The following is a 20,002-nucleotide window of genomic DNA, read 5'->3' as shown; positions in this document are numbered from 1 at the left end:
TCACGCCACCCGGATCAGAGGTTGCTTTTCGCCCTGCAGGCGTTTTTCCATGAACTGGCAGTACCACTCGACGAACTGCATCACGCCGCCCTCGTCCTCCGGCGAATAGGGGCCGGGCTCGTAGGCGGGCGAACGGATGCCGAAGGCGTTCTCCTCGACGATCTGGCGGTCCTGGTCGTTGGTCTCGGTCCAGACGTGCGTCAGTTCCTCGAGATTGTAGTCGATGCCCTCGACGGCATCCTTGTTGACGAGCCACTTGGTGGTGACTTGCGTCAGTTCCGGGCCGAGCGGCAGCACGCGGAAGGTGATCGCATGGTCGCCAAGAACGTGGTTCCAGGTGGTCGGATAGTGGAACATCAAAAGCGTGCCGATATGGCTTTCGGTGACGTCGCCCGACAGCGGGCGGCGGACGGCGCGCGCACCGGACATGGTGTAGCTCTCGGCGTCGCCGATCAGCGGCATGCGCGCCAGGCGGAACTGGCCCGACGGCGACATGCGGAATTCGCTCGGCAGGCCCGCCGCCTCGCACTTGGCCCAGTGTCCGGAAATCACCGGATCGTCCTTGGCGCCCTGGACGCCGGTGGCGCTCGGCGCCTCGGGATAGGTGCGGCAGAGTTCGGGATGGTTGGCCGCGCAGTGGTAGCACTCGCGGTTGTTTTCCCAGACCAGCTTCCAGTTGCCCTTCTCGACGATGGTGCTTTCGAAGGCGACCTTCGTTTCGCCGAGCCGGTGGCGGACCAGATAGGGTTCGGCCAGTTCGCGGTAGGGGGCGAAGTCCGGCGCCTCGTCGGCCAGACAGATGAAGATGTAGCCGCCGACCGTCTCGCAATGGACCTGCTTCAGGCCGTGCTGGCTCTTGTCGAAATCTTCCGCCATGTGGCGGGCGAAAAGCAACGTGCCATCCAGTTCGTAGGTCCACTGGTGGTAGGGACAGACGAGCTTGGCCGATGCGCCCTTGTGCTGGGTGCAGACGCGGGAGCCGCGGTGGCGGCAGGAATTGTGCAGCGCGCGGATGACGCCCTGGCGGTCGCGGGTGATGACGACCGGATAGTCGCCGACCTGGACGGTGAAGTAATTGCCGGCGCGCGGGATCTCGCAATCGTGGCCGATGAAGAGCCAGTCGCGATACCAGATCGTCTCCAGATCCAGCTTGTAGTAGTCCTGGTCGATGTAAAACGCCTGATCGAGGCTGTATCCCCCGCGACGGTTCCTGATCCTGCGAAGCACTTCACTGCGAATGTCCATTGCCGCTTCCTCAAAAGCTTGCTCACCTGAAACGGGCATGGACGGAAGCGGCCAGCCGCACGGCATGGCTTCGCTGCGCCCCGACCGCCCGCCGCAGTCGGTTACGTTTCGTCGTTTCAAGGCTGGTTTCCGGGCTTGAGAGATGTCCTCTGCGGACCGCGCGGCGCCTTCCCGGAATATCCAGTGGCCTTATGCCGCGATTTCTTCCCTTACCGTTGCGGGGGCAGCTCCGGATTTCCACCGGCTTCCCAATTATCCGCCCTCCCTAAAGAGGCAGCACCTTGAACGTCTTCATCTAAGCGAAAAGCCCTGGTTCTGAGCGGCTTAAATGCGACGTCGCCTTCCGCTTTGGCGACAATGCACATCGGAGGGTTCTCGATTAAAAATACATTTATTTCAGACAGTTAGCTGACAAGAAGTAGTCAAACGATCAACAAATGTGCGACAAGACCGCAAAAGAGGCAGATATTCTCTTTGCGCCAATTCCGATGACGATGCCTGCTTCTGGTTGCGGAACGGTAGTGCGGATGCAAGCGCTGCAATTTCATGATAGCCTAATATCGCATTATCCGCTCGGGGAGCCCGCTCCTGTCCTACGAGCCCAGCCAGCAAGAGCATTGAAGGCACAACATGAACCTTGTCACTGGAGGGTGAAAGATGACTGCCGCAATCGCATCTGACGACAACGATCGGGACAAAGAGCCGGCCAAGACGGATCTGAGCCGGCGGAGCGTGCTGCTCGCCGGAACCGCACTGGCAGCCGCCTCTGCGCTCGGAGGATCGGGCCTAGCGTCGACCGCGCAGGCACAGACCCAATCGACCGAGACACCCGGCGGAAGGCAGCCGAATATCCTCGTCATCTGGGGCGACGACATCGGGATCTGGAACATCTCCTTCAACAACCGCGGCATGATGGGCTACCGGACCCCCAATATCGACCGGATCGCCGAGGAGGGCCTGTCGTTTACCGACTACTATGGCCAGCAGAGCTGCACCGCTGGCCGCGCCGCGTTTCTCGCCGGCAACGTGCCGGTGCGCACCGGCATGACCAAGGTCGGCCTTCCCGGCGCGCCGCAGGGTTGGCAGAAGACCGACGTGACGGTGGCGACGGTGTTGAAGGCCCAGGGCTATGCGACCGGCCAGTTCGGCAAGAACCACCAGGGCGACCGCGACGAACACCTGCCGACGATGCACGGCTTCGACGAGTTTCTCGGCAACCTCTATCACCTCAACGCCGAGGAGGAGCCGGAGAACCGCGACTATCCGCGCGACCGGATGATGCCCAGCGGCAAGACATTCCTCGAGCAGTTCGGCCCGCGCGGCGTACTCCACAGCTGGGCCAATCCCGACGGGACGCAGAAGATCGAGAATACCGGCCTGCTGACGAAGAAGCGGATGGAGACGATCGACGAGGAGACGCTGGCCGCCGCCAAGGACTTCATTACCCGGCAGCACCAGGCGGGCAAGCCGTTCTTCTGCTGGTGGAACGGCACGCGCATGCACTTCCGCACCCACGTCAAAGAACAGAACATCGGCATTTCCGGCCCGAGCGGCGACGAATACCATGACGGTATGGTCGAGCACGACATGCATGTCGGCGAACTCTTGAAGCTCCTCGACGACCTCGGCATCGCGCAGGACACCGTGGTACTATACTCGACCGACAACGGCCCACACTACAACACCTGGCCCGATGCCGGCACGACGCCGTTCCGCAGCGAGAAGAACTCCAACTGGGAGGGCGCCTACCGCGTGCCGGCCTTTGCCCGCTGGCCGGGACGCTTCCCGGCGGGAGAGACGCTGAACGGCATCGTCGCGCACGAGGATTGGCTGCCGACCTTCGCCGCGATCGCCGGCGAACCGGAGATCAAGACGAAACTCGCCAACACCATCGAGCTCAATGGCCGCTCCTACCGCAACTATATCGACGGCTACAACCAGCTGGACTATCTCGGCGGCAAGGTGGACCAGTCGCCCCGGCACGAATTCTGGTACGTCAACGACGACGGGCAGGTCGTGGCGGCGCGCTATGACGACTGGAAGGTGGTGTTCCTGGAAAACCGCGGCGAGGCCTTCGGCGTATGGCGCGAGCCGTTCACCGAACTGCGGGTGCCGCTACTGTTCAACCTCAGACGCGATCCGTTCGAGAAGGCCCAGCACAATTCCAACACCTACAACGACTGGTTCCTCGACCGGGTCTTCATCATCGTGCCGATCCAGGGCCTGGCCGCGCAGTTCCTGCAGACGATGAAGGACTATCCGCCGAGCCAGTCGCCGGGGTCGTTCAACCTCAGCAAGATCGAGGCGCAGTTGCGGGGTGCCGGCGGCGACTGACGCCCCGCCGGCCATTGGGTCGGGTCACCCGTGGCGGCCCGCTTACGGCCCAGGCATTTTCCTGGCCTGCGCGGCGGCGTAAGGCGGGCGTTAACCATAAGCGGGCACTATCCGGACACGACTGTCATGCTTCCGGAGCCCCGCTGTGCTGCCCAACCCCGCACCCAAGTTCAGATACTACGACGCCGTGGCCTACAAGCGCTCGCAGCGCGGGGCCGCCGCCTATACCGACTATCTGCGGACGGGAAAGCTGGAACGGCGCACCTGGAGCGAGCCGGAAAAGCGCTATCTCACCTATCGCGAGGTCGCCGAACACACGGGCAGGAAGCTGGAACAGGCCGGCACTGTCACGCACGAGCGGATCAACGGATTTCACCGCTCGATCCGCTTTCCGAAGCTGATCTTCCATCGCACGCTCGCCTCCATGCCGCATCTCGGCTACTGCCACGTCACCGTCTCGAACACGCGCCTGCCCCAGCACGAGAACGTCCAGTGGTCGTTCTACATGGCGAACTTCTATTCGGAGATCGGTGAGGGCGAGCGCTTCTTCCGGTCGATCAGCCCCAAGTTCCGGCGCATGTATTTCGCCATCGCGATCCGCCCTTCGGAAATCGAGGGCCGGCTCGAGATCGACCGCAAGGTCGGCGAGGACGGCGTCCTCTTCCATACGCACGATCCCGAAGACGCGATGCGCAACGTGCTTCTTCTCGGTGCCCGCACCGAGGAACTGCGCAAGATCATCCGCGCGATCTGAAAATCGGAAACCTCGCCCCACGGATGCCGCGTCGCGGGACTGCGACGGACCTTGGCGCGACATACCGTAAGCAAAACGGCCCGGCGAATTGCCGGGCCGCTTCAATTTTCAGGCAGGCGAGCGTCAGGAGCCCGGCTGCGGTACGATGCGGATATAGGGCTTCGGTGCGTGCCAGCCGTCCGGATACTGCTTGCGGGCGTCGTCGTCCGACACGGAGCCGGCGATGATGACGTCGTCGCCGCTCTGCCAGTTGACCGGGGTTGCGACCTTGTGCCTGGCCGTCAGCTGCAGGCTGTCGATCACGCGCAGGACTTCGTCGAAGTTGCGCCCCGTCGTCATCGGGTAGACGAGGATCAGTTTCACCTTCTTATCCGGGCCGACCACGAAGACGTTGCGCACCGTCTGGTTGTCTGCAGGCGTGCGGACGGTCGGATCGCCGGAGACGGCCGCCGGCAGCATGCCGTAGAGCTTGGAGACGTTGTAATCGATGTCTGCGATCATGGGGAAATTGGGGGCATGGCCCTGCGTTTCCTCGATGTCTCTCGCCCAGCCGGCGTGGCGGTCGAGCGGATCGACCGACAGGCCGATGATCTTGACGCCACGCTTGTCGAACTCCGGCTTGATCCTGGCCATGTAGCCGAGTTCGGTGGTGCAGACCGGCGTGAAATCCTTGGGATGCGAGAACAGCACCGCCCAGGAATCGCCGATCCAGTCGTGGAACTGGATGGGACCGTCCGTCGTCTCCGCTTTGAAATCCGGCGCCACGTCGTTGATAGCAAGTGTCATGGCAACTCTCCTGTTGTTCGAGAGAAATTCGTCAATCAAAATCCGGCCCAGTTTGCACCAATCGACTTTGCAGGCAAAGATAAAATAGGCGCCCCGCGAGCCGCTTTCGTGCGGCATGCGGAAACCCGTTCGAACTTGGTGGAAACCGCGGATCGCCCTCAGCCGGCCCGGTAGATCATCCAGTCCTTGCCCTCGCCGGCAACGTCGCTGCCGCGATGGACGACGGTGCGGTTGCCGCCGGCCGATTGCGCCTGCTGCAGAGCCTTCTCCGCCAGATTGACGAAGTCGAAGGCGTTGCCAGCGGCGTCGGAAAGGCAGACCCCGGCCGAAAACGTGAGCGAGCCGAGATTGCGCATCGTCTCGGGATGCTTGAGCGGGGCTGCGGCAAAGGCTGTGCGAAGCAGGGCCAGCAGGCGAACCACTTCGCTTTCGTCCGACGTATGGAACAGAAAGCCGAAACGAAAGCCGTCGAAGCGGCAGACCACGTCGCTGGCCGGCGACGTGCGCTTGATGAGCGCCCCGTAGTGGCGGACCAGATAGCCGTTCAAGGCATCCACCTGCCCCTGCGAGAAGCGCTTGCCGACGTCGATCTCGATGACGGCAAGTCCGCAGGACAGCGGAATATCGGCATTGGCATAGACCTTCGCCACGGCCTTGTTGAAGGCGCGGCGATTGCCGAGCCCGGTGGCGGCGTCGCTGAACTTGGTGGCCTCGAAAGCGGTAAGATCGCGCTGGATGGCATCCACGTTTTCCGACTGTGCGGCGACCTTCGCCTCCATCTCGGCATTGCGGCTGGCCTGCTGCTCCGTCGCCTGGCGCAGCCGCTCGATCGAGCTGCCGAGCGTGGAGGCCGGGGCCTCGCCGTCGGCGAAGATCGCCTGCGAGGCCTCGCCGATCAGGCGGCCGTAGTCGCTGAGCGAGACTCGCTCCTGCTCCAGCAGGGTCATGAAATTCGTCATCTCGTCGCGCACGGCACCGGCGGAGCGCTGGAGCACGCTTTCCTCGTGATGGTGCGGCAGATATTTCCGGCCGAGTTCGTCGAGTGCGGCTTGCGTCTTGAACTTGCCGAGCGCGATGAACTCGCGGACGAGCTCGGGATTGGCGCCCGCATAGGCCTCGTAGACCAGCTCATAATTGCGCGGCAGCCCGTCGATCCCCATCTGCTGCATGGCGGCAGCGATGCGCAAGGCGATCTCGTTCGTGGACGATTTCTTATGACTCATGGAAACAGCCCCATCCCATATCGAGCCATTCCTATCATCCATCCGTTACGAAGCATCTAACAAGGCGCGCATCATTCGGCGAATTTCGCCAATCCGACACGCAATGCGTGCAGACATGTTTGTGGCTTGGCATCCGGTCACCAAAGGCGGTAAAGCGATGGCCGGCCAACGAATGAGAAACGGACGAGATGGCAGAGGTCGTCGACACAATCACGCATCCCGAGGAAGCCATCCGCCGCGCCTGCGAGGTGCTTTCGCGCGGCCTGCCGGTCGCGATCCCGACAGAGACCGTCTACGGGCTTTCGGCGGATGCGACCAATCCCGAAGCGATCGGCCGCATCTACGAGACCAAGGGGCGGCCGCGGTTCAACCCGCTCATCTGCCACATGGCGGATCTTGAGATGGCCGAGCAGCACGCCGTTTTCGACCCGATCTCGCGCAAGATTGCCGAAGCCTTCTGGCCGGGGCCGCTGACGCTGGTGTTGCCGGTGCGGAAAGACACGCCGATCCACCCGCTCGCGCGCGCTGGACTCGATACGGTCGGCATCCGCGTGCCGACGGGCATTGCCGGCCGGCTGCTTGCGGCATTCGACCGCCCGCTTGCAGCCCCCAGCGCCAACACCTCCGGCAGGATCAGCCCGACTAGTGCCGAGCATGTCAATGCCGACCTGGGCGAGAAGATCGAACTGATCCTCGATGCCGGGCCGGCCAGCGTCGGGCTGGAATCGACCATCCTGAAGGTCGTCGACGGCGCGATCCATCTCTTGCGTCCCGGCGGGTTGAACGTGGCCGATGTCGAAGCGCTGACGGGACTTGTCGTCCTCCGGCCGGCGAGCGCGGGCGCGACGATCGAGGCGCCGGGCATGCTCGCCTCGCACTATGCGCCTTCGACAGGGGTACGGCTGAATGCCACCGACGTGACCCCCGGCGAGGCACTGATCCGCTTCGGCGGCACACCGCTTCCCGGAGAGGACAAGGCGACAATCGTGCTGGACCTGAGCCCCGGCAGCGACCTGCGCGAAGCAGCAGCCAATCTCTTCGGCCACATGCAGAAGGCGGACGCCAGCGGCGCGCGATGCATCGCCTTTGCTCCGGTGCCCGCCACCGGCCTCGGCGAGGCCATCAACGACCGTCTCGAACGCGCTGCGGCGCCAAGGAATTGATCATGCCAGCCACCGCGCTCTCCCCCGACCTCGTTTCAAGGTTTGCGGCGATCACCGGCGAGACCTATGCCCTGACCGACGCTGCCGCCGTTTCGCCCTACCTGGTGGAATCGCGCGGGCTCTACCACGGCACGACGCCGCTGGTGCTGCGTCCGGGCAGCGTCGCCGAGGTGTCGGAGATCCTCAAGCTTGCCAGCGCGACGAAAACCGCGATCGTGCCGCAGGGGGGAAACACAGGCCACGTCGCCGGGCAGATCCCGCGCGAAGGCAGGGCGGACGTGGTGCTGTCGCTTTCCCGCCTCAACCGCATCCGCGACGTCGATCCCGTCGGCAACGTGATCGTGGCCGATGCGGGCTGCGTGCTGGCGGATATCCAGCAGGCAGCCGAGGCGGTCGACCGGCTCTTTCCGCTGTCGCTCGGTTCGGAAGGAAGCTGCCAGATCGGCGGCAATCTCTCCAGCAATGCCGGCGGCACTGCCGTTCTGGCCTATGGCAATGCGCGCCAGCTTTGCCTCGGCCTCGAAGTCGTGCTGCCGACCGGGGAGATCTGGGACGGCCTGCGCCGCCTGAAGAAGGACAACACCGGATATGATCTGCGCGACCTCTTCATCGGCGCGGAAGGCACGCTTGGCGTCATTACCGGGGCGGTTCTGAAGCTCGTCCCCCGCCCCGCGGGCCATGAGGTCGCGTTTGCTGGCGTGCGTTCGGTCGCCGACGCGCTTTCGCTGTTCGACAAGGCGTCACAGCGCTGCGGTGCGGCGCTGACCGGCTTCGAGCTGATGCCGCGCATCGGCGTCGACTTCACGACGCGGCACATTCCTGGCGTGCGCGACCCGCTTTCGACCCGTCACGACTGGTACGCGCTGATCGACGTTTCGACGTCCGACAGCCCCGAAAGCGCCCGCCGCATGGTGGAGACGCTGCTTGGCGAGGCGATCGAGCAGGATCTCGTCCAGGACGCGGTGATTGCGACCAGCGAGGAACAGCGGCGGGCCCTGTGGCACATGCGCGAGAGCATGTCGCCGGCGCAGAAGCCGGAGGGCGGATCGATCAAGCACGATGTTTCCGTGCCGGTCTCCAGCATTCCGGCCTTCATGACTGAGGCGGACGCCGCCGTCGCCGCGCTGATCCCGGGAGCGAGAATCTGCTCCTTCGGCCACATGGGCGACGGCAACATCCACTACAACATCTCCCAGCCCGTCGGCGCCGACAAGCAGGCGTTTCTCTACCGCTGGCGCGAGGTCAACGCCGTCGTGCATTCGATCGTGCTGCGCTTCGGCGGCTCGATCTCGGCCGAGCATGGGATCGGACAGCTGAAGCGGGACGAACTCGCCGAGGTCCGCGCGCCGATCGAGATCGACCTGATGCGCCGGATCAAGCTCGCCTTCGATCCTGCCGGCATCATGAACCCCGACAAGGTGCTGCGCGCCGGCTCGTGAGGCCTGCAATCGGGACAGGTGTCGCGCGGCGCAGTCTGATCAGCTGCCGCCGGTCCTCAGTTGCGCCATCGAAAGCAGCGTGTCGGCGCTGATGCCCGCTGACGAGCCGCCCGAAAGGATCGACACCGCCGCCGACGTCTCGACATTGTTCTCCACGTCGAACAGCACGGCGAACTTGACGATCATCTTCTGGACCTTTTCCGGATCCTGCAGATCCTCCAACTCGAGGTAACGCTCGATCATCTCCGCCTGAGCATCGATGTCGGCGCTGCCGATATCGTCTGAAATGCCGTAAGTGACCTTGAACACCTCGTAGAGCGCATCGTCGGCAAGGATGTCATAGGGGCTGGAGATCGTTCGCGCGAACCGTTCGAAATAGAGCGCCAGGCGAACGCCGGCATTGTCCTCGCCCGCCTCTGTCTCCATGGCCTGGCGAACATAGTAATCGAGCGTCTGGTAAACGCCGCGGTTGGTCTGGACACCGGTCTTGTTGGCGTGCTCGACATTGCCTTCGGCGTTGAAGTTGAAGGAAGCGACGATGCTGCGGTAGCTGCGGTCGGCCTGCTGGTTTACGAAACTGTCGGGGTCATCGAGATCCGACGCGAATATCTGCTCCATGAACCCTTCCGGAACCGTCGTCGGATCGATGGCATTGGCCTCCAGTACGAAGTTGACGAGCCGCGAGTTCGCGAGGAACTCGCTAAGAGAAGAAATCTTCTGCATCTCCGCGGCGTAGTACGATGCCTCTTCTGTGGCCTTCTCCTTGTCGTCAGCCGTTCCAAATCGGGATTTCTCGATGACATAGGCCTTCGAGACGATCTGGATCTCCGCCTCGCTTTGGGCCATCAGCGGCACGTCGATATTGCCGTCGTCGTCAAAATTGAACGCCTTCGCCAGTTCGAGATAGCGGCTGTCCTTCAACTGATACACGTAGCTTCTCGGATCGTTCAGGTCGCTGAGCAGTACGTTTTTGATCTTCCAGGCGCTCTCGGTGGAAGGATCGAGCCCGAACGCCTGCAGCGCCAGATTGTAGACGCTCGTGCTCGACATGAACTCCTTGACCGATGTCACATCACCAATTGCCGACTTGTATTCGGAGATGAGCTTTGTGTCGGCCGCATCGTCCACGTCGTTGTAGTGGATCATGTAGCGCCGATTGATCGAGGCCGTCTGGTCGGCGGTCTGCGCCACGTCGCCATCGGCCAGCGTGCCGTCGTCCTGGAAATTGAACGCCTTGGCGAGCGCCACATAGCGCTCGTCGCCCTTGCCGATCGTGTAGATGTAGCTGTCCGGATCGTCGGGGTCGCTGGTGAGGATGTTCTTGATCGTCGCATCGACGATCGTGTAGCCGGTCAGCTCGTAGGCGACCTTGATGTAGTTCATGACGCGGCTGTCGCTCAGAAGCTCCGTGACCGTCGTGGCCGTCGCCACAGCCTCCTCGAAATGCGCCTGATTGAGCAGAGCGGCCGCCGAGGTCACGCGCTTATCCTGGAGCACGTAGGCCTCGTTGGTGGCAGCTTTCTGTTCTGCCGTCTGGGCCAGGGTACCGGCCGGCAACGTGCCGTCGGTGCTGAAGTTGTAGGCGGCAGCCAGCGCGAGATAGCCCTCGGCGCGGGTGATGGACGACGTCCAGCTGGAGATCGACGCGTTGAGGGCAGCCTTTTCCGCGTTCGTCAGCGCAGTGTTCTGCAACTGCGTCCTGGCATCGGCGATGTTGGCCTGATACTGCGCGATGGCCGGGACGAAGGTCTGGTTGGCGTAGCTGTCCGGGTCGTCCAGATCGCTGGTCAGCGTATTGCGAAGCGTCTCGTAGGAATAGTTGCTGGAATCGATTCCGAATGTGGTGAAGAGATAGACGCGCATGCGGTCGTTGCGCAGCAGCTGATCGACGTTGGTGACGGTGTCGATCACGATATTATAGTAGCGCGTCTCTTCCTGCTGTGCGGAGCCGGCATTGTTCACATTGGCCGTGTAGAGGCCGATCACGGCGTCCATCTGGGCATCGGACTGCGCAACCGCAGTTTCCCCCTGGAACGAGAACGACTGGGCGAAGGTGCGATAGCGCGTATCCGTAAGCATGTTGACGAAGCTGTTGTCGTCGGTGAGGTCGCTTTCGAGCACCTTGCGCATGAAGGCCTTCGCATAGGCCATGTCCTCCAGCCCGTAGGCCTTCATCGCATAATTGTAGAGACGGAAGTCATCAAGGAACTCATCGACCGTCGAGACCTTGCCGATGTTCTCCTTGTAGTAGGCCGCCTCGCGCGCATTGTAGTTTTCCTGGGACACGCGATTGAGCGAGATCAGGATGTCCTTGGTGATGAGGTTGTAGCTCGTATAGGTCGAAAGCATCGATTGACTATTCCCTTTGGACCGAGGCGGCGGCCGCGCAAAAGCGCGCACGGAATGCGCACTTTCGCATAGTGGGGAACCAGCCTTGTCCGGGGCTTTCGGCGGAACGCGTTCACCAATCGGAAACCCTCGAAATCCGGCATTTGATAACCATCCGGCGGGGCAAAGCTTTCTTAACCGCGATTTTTAAGCCGGGCGGAACGTGCGGCCCCTAATCTTCACGCCATAGAGGACGCAAAGTCCCGAAGAGGAGACGGGAGACCGGCTCTCAAGGAAGACAAGGGTGAAAGACAATGCTGAACACCGTTACCAAGCCGGCATGGGCCGGAAGCACACTGCGGCTCGATCCGAAGCGTTTTCCGCAACAGACAAGCTACGCGCTGCGCAACGAGACGGGTGACGTGACGATCACGCTCGACGAGCGCGGCGCGGTGCTGCGCAAGATCCTTCCCTCCAGCGGCCTGCCGCTTTCGATCGCCCTGCCGGCGCGTGCGTTCAAGGGCGTGGCCGCCCGCGCAATCGACCACGGCAATGGCGAAGTCACCGTGACGCTCGAGCTTCATCACGACGATCCGGATCTGTGCATCCCGCTTCTCGTCGCCCACGACCTGTGCGACATCGCCGCCGACTGGCGCAGCTGGGCCGAGGCCTACCGGATCCCGATGCTGATGGTCGAAGCCGACGGCGTCGCCCGGCCGCTCGAGATGCATCTCGGCGCCGTCCCGGCCCGCCCCGCGCGGCAGCGCCGCCGCCACTCCTATTTCGTCGACCGCCGGCCGCGCTTCCTGGTCCGCCGCTCGACCGGCGACCTCGGCCTGAAGATGAAGATCAACGGCACCGAGATCATCGCGCGCCGATAAGGGGATAGGCCACATCATGCAAACGGCCGCCCGATGGGCGGCCTTTTGCATGGGCGGATTGCCGTTGAAGAGCTCAGACAAACGCCAGCGCGGCGAGCAGCCCGAGAAAGACGACCAGACCGACGATGTTGTTGAACTTGAACAGCGCCAGGCACTGTTCGGGGTCATCAATGTCGATGATGACGATCTGCCAGAGCAGCAGGGCCGCAGCCAAAAACAGGCCGACATAGGCGAGAATGCCGACGCCGGCGAGAGCATAGGAAACGCCGATCAGGAACACGGTCAGGCCGTAGAGCGCGACCAGCCACGGCCGGGTCCGATCGCCGAAGAGGCGCGCGGTCGAACGCACGCCGATCAGCGCGTCGTCCTCCTTGTCCTGATGGGCGTAGATCGTGTCGTAACCGATCGTCCAGGCGACGGCGGCGACATAGAGCGCCACGGCCGCCAGGGAGACGTTACCGAACTGCGCGGACCATCCCATCAGCGCGCCCCACGAGAACGCCAGGCCCAGGAAGAACTGGGGCCAGTCGGTGAAGCGCTTGGCGAAAGGGTAGACCGCCACGATCGCCAGCGAAGCGATGCCGAGCCCCACCGAGAACAGGTTGAACTGCAGGAGCACGAAAAGCCCCACGAGCGCCTGCAGCACGATGAACAGCTTGGCCTGTCCGCGCGTCACCCGTCCCGACGGCAGCGGGCGCGAGCGCGTGCGCGCCACAGCCTTGTCGATCTCGTGGTCGACCAGATCATTATAGGTGCAGCCGGCGCCGCGCATGGCGATCGAGCCGACGATGAACAGGATCAGGTGCCAGAGGAACTCCGGGAAGGAGTAGGCGGCACTTGCCCGCGCCACGTTGGCGGCAAGCGCTGCCGACCACAGGCACGGCCACATCAGCAGTTGCCAGCCGATCGGCCGGTCCCACCGGGCAAGCTGCGCATAGGGCCAGAGCGGCCGCGGCAGGACGCGATAGACCCAATTGTTTGAGGGCGCATCGATGACGCGCCCGGAATCGGAAGGATTGGTGCTCATGCGTCTAGGGTCAGGACCTCTTAAATTCATCCATTCTGCGTGACGGATTTCGCGTCTGGCTAGGAGGGAAGATGCAGCAAATGCTTATTATTTTCAAATCTTTCCGACGCAGTCCAGACGCTAAATCCGCCGCGCCCGGAGGGTTCGCTTCCATGGGCCGCCTGATCGGAAGCAATGCTCGACAAGGCTGAAAGCCTTGCCTTGCGCTCACTTCCTTCCATCCAATCCCATGGAGCCGAACAGAATGGATAAATTTAAGAGGTCCTGCCCCTCGTTCGCAGCCTGTCCGGCCGCGGTCAAGCACGGATGCACGGCTCCTGCCTTACGGCAGGGTGAAGCCGAACTTGTAGGTCGCCCCGACGCCGACGAGGAACTGGTTGCGATCGCCGCGCTCGCGCACGAGGCTGGAATCGCCGGCCGGTCCTGTCAGGCGCGAATATTCGGCAAAGACGCTCGTGGCGATCTTGTCCGTCGTCTGCCAGTTGACCGCACCGCCGACGCCGACGGACTGCACACCGCCGCCCGGATCGTACTGCGACAGGCCCGATGCCGCCGACTCCTTCGCGTTGACGCCGTAGTAGGCGTCCATGTAGTCGCTCGACGCGAGCGAAAGGCGCGGGCCGCCCGACACGCGCACGCCCGGAACGACGTCCATGAAGGCATCGGCGGCGATATCGGCGACAAGGCCGGTGTGGCTGCGGATGCCCTGGCGGACTTCTGCGCGCAGGCGCAGCCAGTCGGCCGGATAAACCTCGGCAAAACCGCCAAGCTCCACGCCGAATTCGATGTCGTTCAGCCCTTTCAGGTCGGACGATGTGTCGTCGTCGCGCGGCATGATCAGACTACCCGCGACGCCGACGCGCACGGCACCGGTGTCGTAAAGCGAGAACGAGGCGCTGTCGTTGCGCGAGGTGAAGCGGGTGACGTTGCCGGCCTTGCCGAGTGAAATCAGTGGCGATGCCTGCAACAGGTAGTCGCTCGACCCCTTGTAGCGGGGGGCCACGAAGCCTTCCGCGCCGAGCGTCAGGTACCAATCGCCCGACCACCAGTGACCTCCTTCGCCGGCCTGTGCGAAAGCGGGCGCTGCAAGGACAAGAGCAACGGACAGGGCAAGGGACTTGGACATACGCAAGATGAAGCCTCGGGAAATCAATACTGAGGGAGGATATCGCATGGCGCGATTCCATCGACGATTGCGGACATTAGCCGGGTTTGGTTACCGGCGCACTAACCAAATTGTCCCTGACCGGCGCCATCCGCTGCGAAAAGGCATGGAACCTAATGCCGTCCGCCGCATTCCCGCTTCGGTTTCCAGCAGGAGTAACTTCATGAATACCAGCATGATGGAACTGAAGGTGAATGCCATCCGGTGCGACGTCGGCCTCAGCGTCGCGGAGAAGATCATGCGGCTGGAGCGCCTGCGAAACGCCGCATTCGCCATCCGGTCGACAGACGGGGCGAGCCGGCATGCGATCGAGTACGGCTGGTGCCAGGACGTCCATCTCGTCGAGATCGAACTGAAAAAGCTCTCCTCCTGACCCGCCTTGCGACCGGGCAAGCCCCGTTCAACCTAAGCGTCTCTTTCCGGTCATCCCCGTATTTGCCGCAGCTTATGCAGCAGCCGGCCCCCGCTGCCCTTGACCTTTGCCGTCCGCCCGCTTAACCCGCGGGCAGACGCGGATTGCAGGGGATATGGCTATGAAGGTTCTGTTGATCGGTTCGGGCGGGCGCGAGCACGCATTGGCCTGGAAGCTGGCCCAGTCGCCGCGGCTGACGAAGCTCTTTGCCGCGCCGGGCAATCCCGGCATGGCCGAATGCGCAACGCTGGTCGCCCTCGACATCGACGACCACGCGGCCGTATCCACCTTCTGCCGTGACAACGACGTGACCTTCGTCGTCGTCGGCCCCGAGGCGCCGCTTGTGGCGGGCATCGCCGACCGGCTGCGCGCCGACGGCCTCGAGGTCTTCGGTCCTTCTGCCGCGGCAGCCCAGCTCGAAGGTTCCAAGGGCTTCACCAAGGATCTCTGCGCCAAATACAACATCCCGACAGGCGCCTACCGCCGCTTCACCGACGCCGCTGCAGCCAAGGCCTATGTCCAGGCCGAGGGCGCACCGATCGTCATCAAGGCCGACGGCCTTGCCGCCGGCAAGGGCGTGACCGTGGCGATGACGCTCCCCGAGGCACTGGCCGCCATCGACGACTGCTTCGACGGCGCCTTCGGCGCCGCCGGCGCAGAAGTGGTGGTCGAGGCCTTCCTCGATGGCGAAGAGGCAAGCTTCTTCTGCCTGTGCGACGGCACCAACGCCCTGCCGCTCGTATCCGCCCAGGATCACAAGCGCGTCGGCGACGGCGATACCGGCCCCAACACCGGCGGCATGGGGGCCTATTCCCCTGCCCCGGTGATGACGCCGGAAATCGTCGAGCGGACGATGAAGGAGATCATCGAGCCGACGATCCGTGGCATGGCCGCCGACGGCCATCCCTTCAGCGGCGTTCTCTTCGCCGGCCTGATGATCACGCAGAAGGGCCCGGAACTGATCGAATACAACGTGCGCTTCGGCGATCCGGAATGCCAGGTCATGATGATGCGGCTTCAAAGCGATCTGCTGACGCTGCTGCATGCGGCCGCGACCGGCACGCTCGACAAGGTGGATGCCACCTGGAAGGACGAAACGGCGCTGACGGTGGTGCTGGCCTCGAAGGGTTATCCCGGCTCCTACGACAAGAATACCCCGATCGACTTCATTCCCGCGGACGGGGACGCTAGCAAGGTGTTTCATGCCGGCACAGCCCTGAAGGACGGCAAGCTGGTCGCGACCGGCGGCCGGGTCCTGAACGCCACCGCCGTCGCACCGACGGTGGCCGGCGCCCAGGCCGCCGCCTATGCGCTGGCGGACGCTGTGAAATGGGACAACGGCTTCTGCCGCCGCGACATCGGCTGGCGGGCCGTGGCGCGCGAAAAGGCTTGAGCCGAAATTCCGATTTTCGGCTCAAATCATCGGCATCATTCAATTTTTACCAATTCTCCTGACCGGAACGTAACGGAAAGCGCATAATCTTTCCGTCGACCTGCTGCATGAGGCCGAAATTCCGGCGACGTCGGAACCGGCCGTGCACAGTCCCCACGTTTCACTGCGCCGCTGGCGCGCAATGGAGAACCGACGATGCGCAGCCTCCTGCCGATCCTCGCCTGTGCGCTTGCCGCCACGCCTGCGACTGCTTCTTCGATCCAGCCGGTGACGGCCGGCGGCAAGGACCAGGGCAGCGTCGCCACCGTCTCCTGCGCCCAATGCCCTCCGCTGAAGGAAAAGGAAAAGAGCCACTCCTACGTGGTTCCCGAAATCGAGCCCGGCACGCAGAAGGTCGAGATCCGCGAAGTCGACGGCGAGCGGAAGATCTTCCGCAGCGAGGCATGGCTCGGCGGGTCGCCGGTGCTGTTCGTCAGCAAGGCGCCGGAAGTGCCTGTCGATACGGCCGAAATGCCGAAGGATAACGCCGAGACGGTGGACACGGCCGCGACGACCGGCGCCGTAGAAAGCGAGGCCGCACGGCTTGCAGTGACCGCCTCGGCGAGCGCTCCGGCCGCCGCCTCACGCGAGCTTGATGCATCCGCGTTTGAACTTCGCCTCAATTGATCCCATATTAGTGCGGTTCCCTGCCCCATCGGTCCCTCCAGGCCGGTCGGGTCTCCGTCTCAGGACGGATGTCTTGCGCCCCTGAAGAGAAGCAGGGGCGCAAGTGCTATCTGGAACCTGCTTCCTCTTCTTCCAGCGCCTTTTCCAGACGATCGACCTCGACATGCGAGAAGACCGCAATGCCGTGGCGGCGCAGGTAGGCTGCGGTTACCCCCTCGCCCTGGTGGCGCGCGCCGGAAAAGCTGCCGTCATAGAGAAAACCGGACCCGCAGGACGGGCTGCCGTCGATCAGAAGCGCATGGCGGCAACCATTCGTCCGGGCAACGTCCAGCGCCCGCCTCGCTCCTTCGATAAATCCTTGCGAGACGTCGCGGCCGGAAGGCTCCACGACGCGCGCGCTGCCATCCAGAACATCGCTGCCGTCGAGCGCGCGTTCGATTTCCGCGGGCGGACGCGGCACTGCGAAGCCACCGGCAAGCTCGGGACAGAACACGACGAGCCGTCCCTCTTCGCGCCAGCGCGCCACCGCTTCATGGACAAGCGGCTTGGCGGAGCCGTTGTAGCGAACCGGCTGGCCCATGAGGCAGGCGCTGATCAGGATTTTGCGGGTCACGCGACGCCTCCCCTTTCCCCCTGCCCCGTCATCGGGAGCAATTTTGGTCACCCCGGTCCGCACACGACAATGAGAAAATTTTGTGAAACGGTCCAGGGTCAGGACCTAGATTTACATCGTGATTCAAGAGGCTACCCACTTTCGTCTTCCCGGCCTTGAGCCGGGAACCAGCGCGATCAAGTCTTTGATCGCACGCGATTCTTCACGCCTTGCGGACGCGCGGCTGGATTCCGGCTCAAGGCCGGAATGACGGAAGCGGGAGGCATCATACTCATGCAACACGTGTGTCGTGACTGTGATCGGATCACACAATCGCTCCAGCGCCCGTCATGCCGCACGTTCCGAGGCCGAGCCAAACCGCTTCGGCCAATAGTGGCGCGTGACGGAAGCCGCGCACGGCTTACCGCCGATCGGCGTCGACCTCAGCCGGCGATCTTTGAGAAATCCGCGACCGTGCCGGTGGCTGCGCGGATCGCGGCCAGCAGCGCCAGCCGGTTTGCCCGGATCGCCGCGTCCTCGTCGTTGACGAGCACGTCGTCGAAGAACGTATCGACGGGGCTGCGCAGCTTCGACAGCGCCTCCATGGCCGACCGGAAATCTTCCTTTTCGACCGCACCGGCGGCGTCACGCGTTGCGACCACAATGGCGTCATGCAGGTCCTTCTCGGCCGCACCCTTGAAGAGATCGGCGGAGACGCCGTCGGCGACGACGGTCCCCTTCTTTTCTTCCGCGGCAAGCAACTGCGTCGCACGCTTGGTGCCGGCCAAAAGGTTCTTGCCGTCCTCCGAGGTGATGAACGCCGTCAGCGCCTCGACGCGGCGGGCGACCATCAGCAGATCGTCGGCATCGTCCGTCAGCACCGCATCGATCAGATCGTGGCGGGCGCCGAGGTCACGCAGGTAGACCTTCAGACGGTCGTGGAAGAAGGAAAGGAGGTCGGCATCCTGCGCAACCGACTGCAACGGCAGGCGAACGCCCCTTTCGAGCAGGATGCGGATCACGCCCAGCGCCGCCCGGCGCAGCGCATACGGATCCTTCGAGCCGGTCGGCTTCTCGTCGATCGCCCAGAAGCCGATCAGCGTATCCAGCTTGTCGGCGAGCGCCACGGTGATTGCGACCGGATCGGCCGGCACGCGGTCGGAGGGGCCTTGCGGCTTGTAGTGATCTTCGATGGCCTCGGCCACGGACGCGTTCTCGCCCTGCAGCACCGCATATTTGCGGCCCATGATGCCCTGAAGCTCGGGGAACTCGCCGACGGCTTCGGTGCGCAGATCGGCCTTTGCCAGCACGACGGCGCGATCGACAAGCGCCGGATCGGCGCCGGTGGCCTTTGCAAGCTCGGCCGCGAGCGCGCGAATGCGCTGCACGCGCTCACCCTGCGTGCCGAGCTTGGCGTGGAAGGTGACGTTCAGCGCGTCGAGCTTGGCCATGCGCTGGTCGAGCGGCTTTTTCAGGTCGAGGCCGAACTTTTCCGCCGACGCCTTCAGCGTGTCGAGGTCCGGCAGGTCGCCCTGGTCGCGCGTCCAGAAGTGGCGGGCGTCCGACAGGCGCGCACGCACGACCTTGCCGTTGCCGTGGACGATCTCCTTGCCGCCGTCCTTCGCCTCGATATTCGAGACGAGGATGAAATGGTTTGAAAGCCCCTCCCCGCCGACGGGGCGGGTGACGAAGCATTTCTGGTTGGTCTTGATCGTCAGGCGGATGATTTCCGACGGGATCGCCAGGAATTCCTCCTCGAACGTGCCCATCAGCACCTGCGGCCATTCGACGAGGCCGGAGACCTCCTCGAGCAGCCCCTCGTCCTCGACCAGCTCAAGACCGTTGGCAAAGGCGATGTTGGCGGCATCGGTTGCGATGATCTGCTTGCGGCGCTCGGCGTCGAGGATCACCTTCGCCCTTTCGAGCCCCGACACGTAATCGTCGAAGCGGCGCACGGTGAAGGCTTCCGGCGCGTGGAAGCGGTGGCCGTAGGTGATGTTGCCGGCGACGATGCCGTCGACCGCGAAGGGAACGACGCGCGTCTCCTCGGTCTCCGAGCCGAACAGGCAGACGATCGACTGCAGCGGGCGCACCCAGCGCAGCGCACCGGGCCTGGCCGACGCAGCACCCGAGCGCATCGACTTCGGCCAGGGGAAATTGCGGATGATGCCGGGCATCACGTCCGCAATGATCTCTTCGGCCGGCCGCCCCGCCTTGACGATGTGGGCGACGTAGAAATCGCCCTTCTTCGGGTCGCTGTGGACATGGGCCTCTGCGATGGAGGACAGGCCGGCGCCGCGCAGAAAGCCTTCGATCGCCTTTTCGTTGGCGTCGGTGCGCGGGCCCTTGCGCTCTTCGCGGATGTCGGCGGAACGGGCATTGAGGCCGCGGATGTCGAGCGTCAGCCGGCGCGGCGTCCAGTATTCGCGCACCCCTTCATAGGTGAGGCCCGCCTCGACGAGCGCGTCGGTGACAAGCTTCCTCAGGTCGCCCGCCGCCTTGCGCTGCATGCGGGCGGGAATTTCCTCGGAACGGAGCTCAAGCAGAAGATCGGGCATGGGATGCTTTTCTGGCAGATCGTTGGACTGCGGCGG

General features: G+C 63.7%; 16 protein-coding genes and 1 riboswitch. Of the genes, 8 read left to right on the top strand and 8 right to left on the bottom strand.

Annotated features, from left to right (window positions below):
* Positions 1 to 1,245 carry an aromatic ring-hydroxylating oxygenase subunit alpha gene (locus HV823_RS13670; protein WP_176950268.1) on the bottom strand — a complete coding sequence of 415 codons (1,245 nt, stop codon included), beginning with the start codon at positions 1,243 to 1,245 and terminating at the stop codon, positions 1 to 3.
* A gap of 103 nt (positions 1,246 to 1,348) precedes the next feature.
* Positions 1,349 to 1,543, bottom strand: a riboswitch (cobalamin riboswitch).
* Positions 1,544 to 1,902: 359 nt separating this feature from the next.
* Here HV823_RS13670 and HV823_RS13665 point away from each other — a divergent pair.
* Both HV823_RS13665 and HV823_RS13660 read left to right on the top strand, forming a co-directional pair.
* Positions 1,903 to 3,579: an arylsulfatase gene (locus tag HV823_RS13665; protein WP_176950267.1), complete on the top strand. Its 1,677-nt coding sequence runs from the start codon at positions 1,903 to 1,905 to the stop codon at positions 3,577 to 3,579.
* Positions 3,580 to 3,724: 145 nt separating this feature from the next.
* Positions 3,725 to 4,333, top strand: coding sequence for a DUF6656 family protein (locus tag HV823_RS13660; protein ID WP_343051863.1), 609 nt, complete (start codon positions 3,725 to 3,727; stop codon positions 4,331 to 4,333).
* A gap of 123 nt (positions 4,334 to 4,456) precedes the next feature.
* Here HV823_RS13660 and HV823_RS13655 read toward each other — a convergent pair whose 3' ends face one another.
* Together HV823_RS13655 and HV823_RS13650 are read right to left on the bottom strand one after the other, a co-directional pair.
* A complete protein-coding gene (locus tag HV823_RS13655; RefSeq protein WP_176950266.1) occupies positions 4,457 to 5,119 on the bottom strand; it encodes a peroxiredoxin in 663 nt (220 codons plus the stop codon).
* 158 nt (positions 5,120 to 5,277) lie between these two features.
* Positions 5,278 to 6,342, bottom strand: a complete 1,065-nt coding sequence (locus HV823_RS13650; protein ID WP_176950265.1) for a GGDEF domain-containing protein — start codon at positions 6,340 to 6,342, stop codon at positions 5,278 to 5,280.
* A 188-nt stretch (positions 6,343 to 6,530) separates the two neighbouring features.
* Between HV823_RS13650 and HV823_RS13645 the strand changes: the two genes are divergently transcribed.
* Together HV823_RS13645 and HV823_RS13640 are read left to right on the top strand one after the other, a co-directional pair.
* The gene (locus tag HV823_RS13645) at positions 6,531 to 7,505 is read left to right on the top strand and encodes an L-threonylcarbamoyladenylate synthase (RefSeq protein WP_176950264.1); all 975 of its coding nucleotides are present in this window, start codon (positions 6,531 to 6,533) and stop codon (positions 7,503 to 7,505) included.
* Positions 7,506 to 7,507: 2 nt separating this feature from the next.
* On the top strand, positions 7,508 to 8,944 hold the full coding sequence (locus tag HV823_RS13640) for an FAD-binding oxidoreductase (protein ID WP_176950263.1): 1,437 nt from the start codon (positions 7,508 to 7,510) through the stop codon (positions 8,942 to 8,944).
* Positions 8,945 to 8,983: 39 nt separating this feature from the next.
* Here HV823_RS13640 and HV823_RS13635 read toward each other — a convergent pair whose 3' ends face one another.
* Positions 8,984 to 11,293: a DUF1217 domain-containing protein gene (locus HV823_RS13635; protein ID WP_176950262.1), complete on the bottom strand. Its 2,310-nt coding sequence runs from the start codon at positions 11,291 to 11,293 to the stop codon at positions 8,984 to 8,986.
* Positions 11,294 to 11,586: 293 nt separating this feature from the next.
* Here HV823_RS13635 and HV823_RS13630 point away from each other — a divergent pair, with 293 nt between their 5' ends.
* Positions 11,587 to 12,153: a DUF6101 family protein gene (locus HV823_RS13630; protein WP_176950261.1), complete on the top strand. Its 567-nt coding sequence runs from the start codon at positions 11,587 to 11,589 to the stop codon at positions 12,151 to 12,153.
* A gap of 73 nt (positions 12,154 to 12,226) precedes the next feature.
* Here the strand turns inward: HV823_RS13630 and ubiA are convergent, their stop codons facing one another.
* Together ubiA and HV823_RS13620 are read right to left on the bottom strand one after the other, a co-directional pair.
* The gene (gene ubiA / locus HV823_RS13625; protein WP_176950260.1) at positions 12,227 to 13,180 is read right to left on the bottom strand and encodes a 4-hydroxybenzoate octaprenyltransferase; all 954 of its coding nucleotides are present in this window, start codon (positions 13,178 to 13,180) and stop codon (positions 12,227 to 12,229) included.
* A 322-nt stretch (positions 13,181 to 13,502) separates the two neighbouring features.
* Positions 13,503 to 14,312 (bottom strand): MipA/OmpV family protein, encoded by an 810-nt coding sequence (locus HV823_RS13620; RefSeq protein WP_425487661.1) that lies wholly within the window; start codon positions 14,310 to 14,312, stop codon positions 13,503 to 13,505.
* A gap of 196 nt (positions 14,313 to 14,508) precedes the next feature.
* On the opposite strand from HV823_RS13620, the gene HV823_RS13615 reads away from it, so the two are divergent.
* The 3 genes from HV823_RS13615 to HV823_RS13605 all read left to right on the top strand — a co-directional run bounded on the left by HV823_RS13615 (position 14,509) and on the right by HV823_RS13605 (position 16,816).
* Positions 14,509 to 14,718, top strand: coding sequence for a hypothetical protein (locus tag HV823_RS13615; protein WP_176950258.1), 210 nt, complete (start codon positions 14,509 to 14,511; stop codon positions 14,716 to 14,718).
* A gap of 160 nt (positions 14,719 to 14,878) precedes the next feature.
* Positions 14,879 to 16,150, top strand: a complete 1,272-nt coding sequence (gene purD, locus HV823_RS13610; protein WP_176950359.1) for a phosphoribosylamine--glycine ligase — start codon at positions 14,879 to 14,881, stop codon at positions 16,148 to 16,150.
* A 195-nt stretch (positions 16,151 to 16,345) separates the two neighbouring features.
* A complete protein-coding gene (locus HV823_RS13605) occupies positions 16,346 to 16,816 on the top strand; it encodes a plant virulence effector HPE1-like domain-containing protein (RefSeq protein WP_176950257.1) in 471 nt (156 codons plus the stop codon).
* Positions 16,817 to 16,922: 106 nt separating this feature from the next.
* On the opposite strand, the gene HV823_RS13600 is transcribed toward HV823_RS13605, so the two are convergent.
* Both HV823_RS13600 and glyS read right to left on the bottom strand, forming a co-directional pair.
* A complete protein-coding gene (locus HV823_RS13600; RefSeq protein WP_176950256.1) occupies positions 16,923 to 17,429 on the bottom strand; it encodes a 2-thiouracil desulfurase family protein in 507 nt (168 codons plus the stop codon).
* Positions 17,430 to 17,851: 422 nt separating this feature from the next.
* Complete coding sequence (glyS, locus tag HV823_RS13595; RefSeq protein ID WP_176950255.1) at positions 17,852 to 19,966, bottom strand: glycine--tRNA ligase subunit beta; 2,115 nt, start codon at positions 19,964 to 19,966, stop codon at positions 17,852 to 17,854.
* Positions 19,967 to 20,002: the final 36 nt, after the last annotated feature.

The sequence above is a fragment of the Mycoplana rhizolycopersici genome, assembly GCF_013378445.1.
Classification (GTDB): Bacteria; Pseudomonadota; Alphaproteobacteria; order Rhizobiales; family Rhizobiaceae; genus Mycoplana; species Mycoplana rhizolycopersici.
This window is presented reverse-complemented; position numbering and strand designations above follow the sequence as displayed.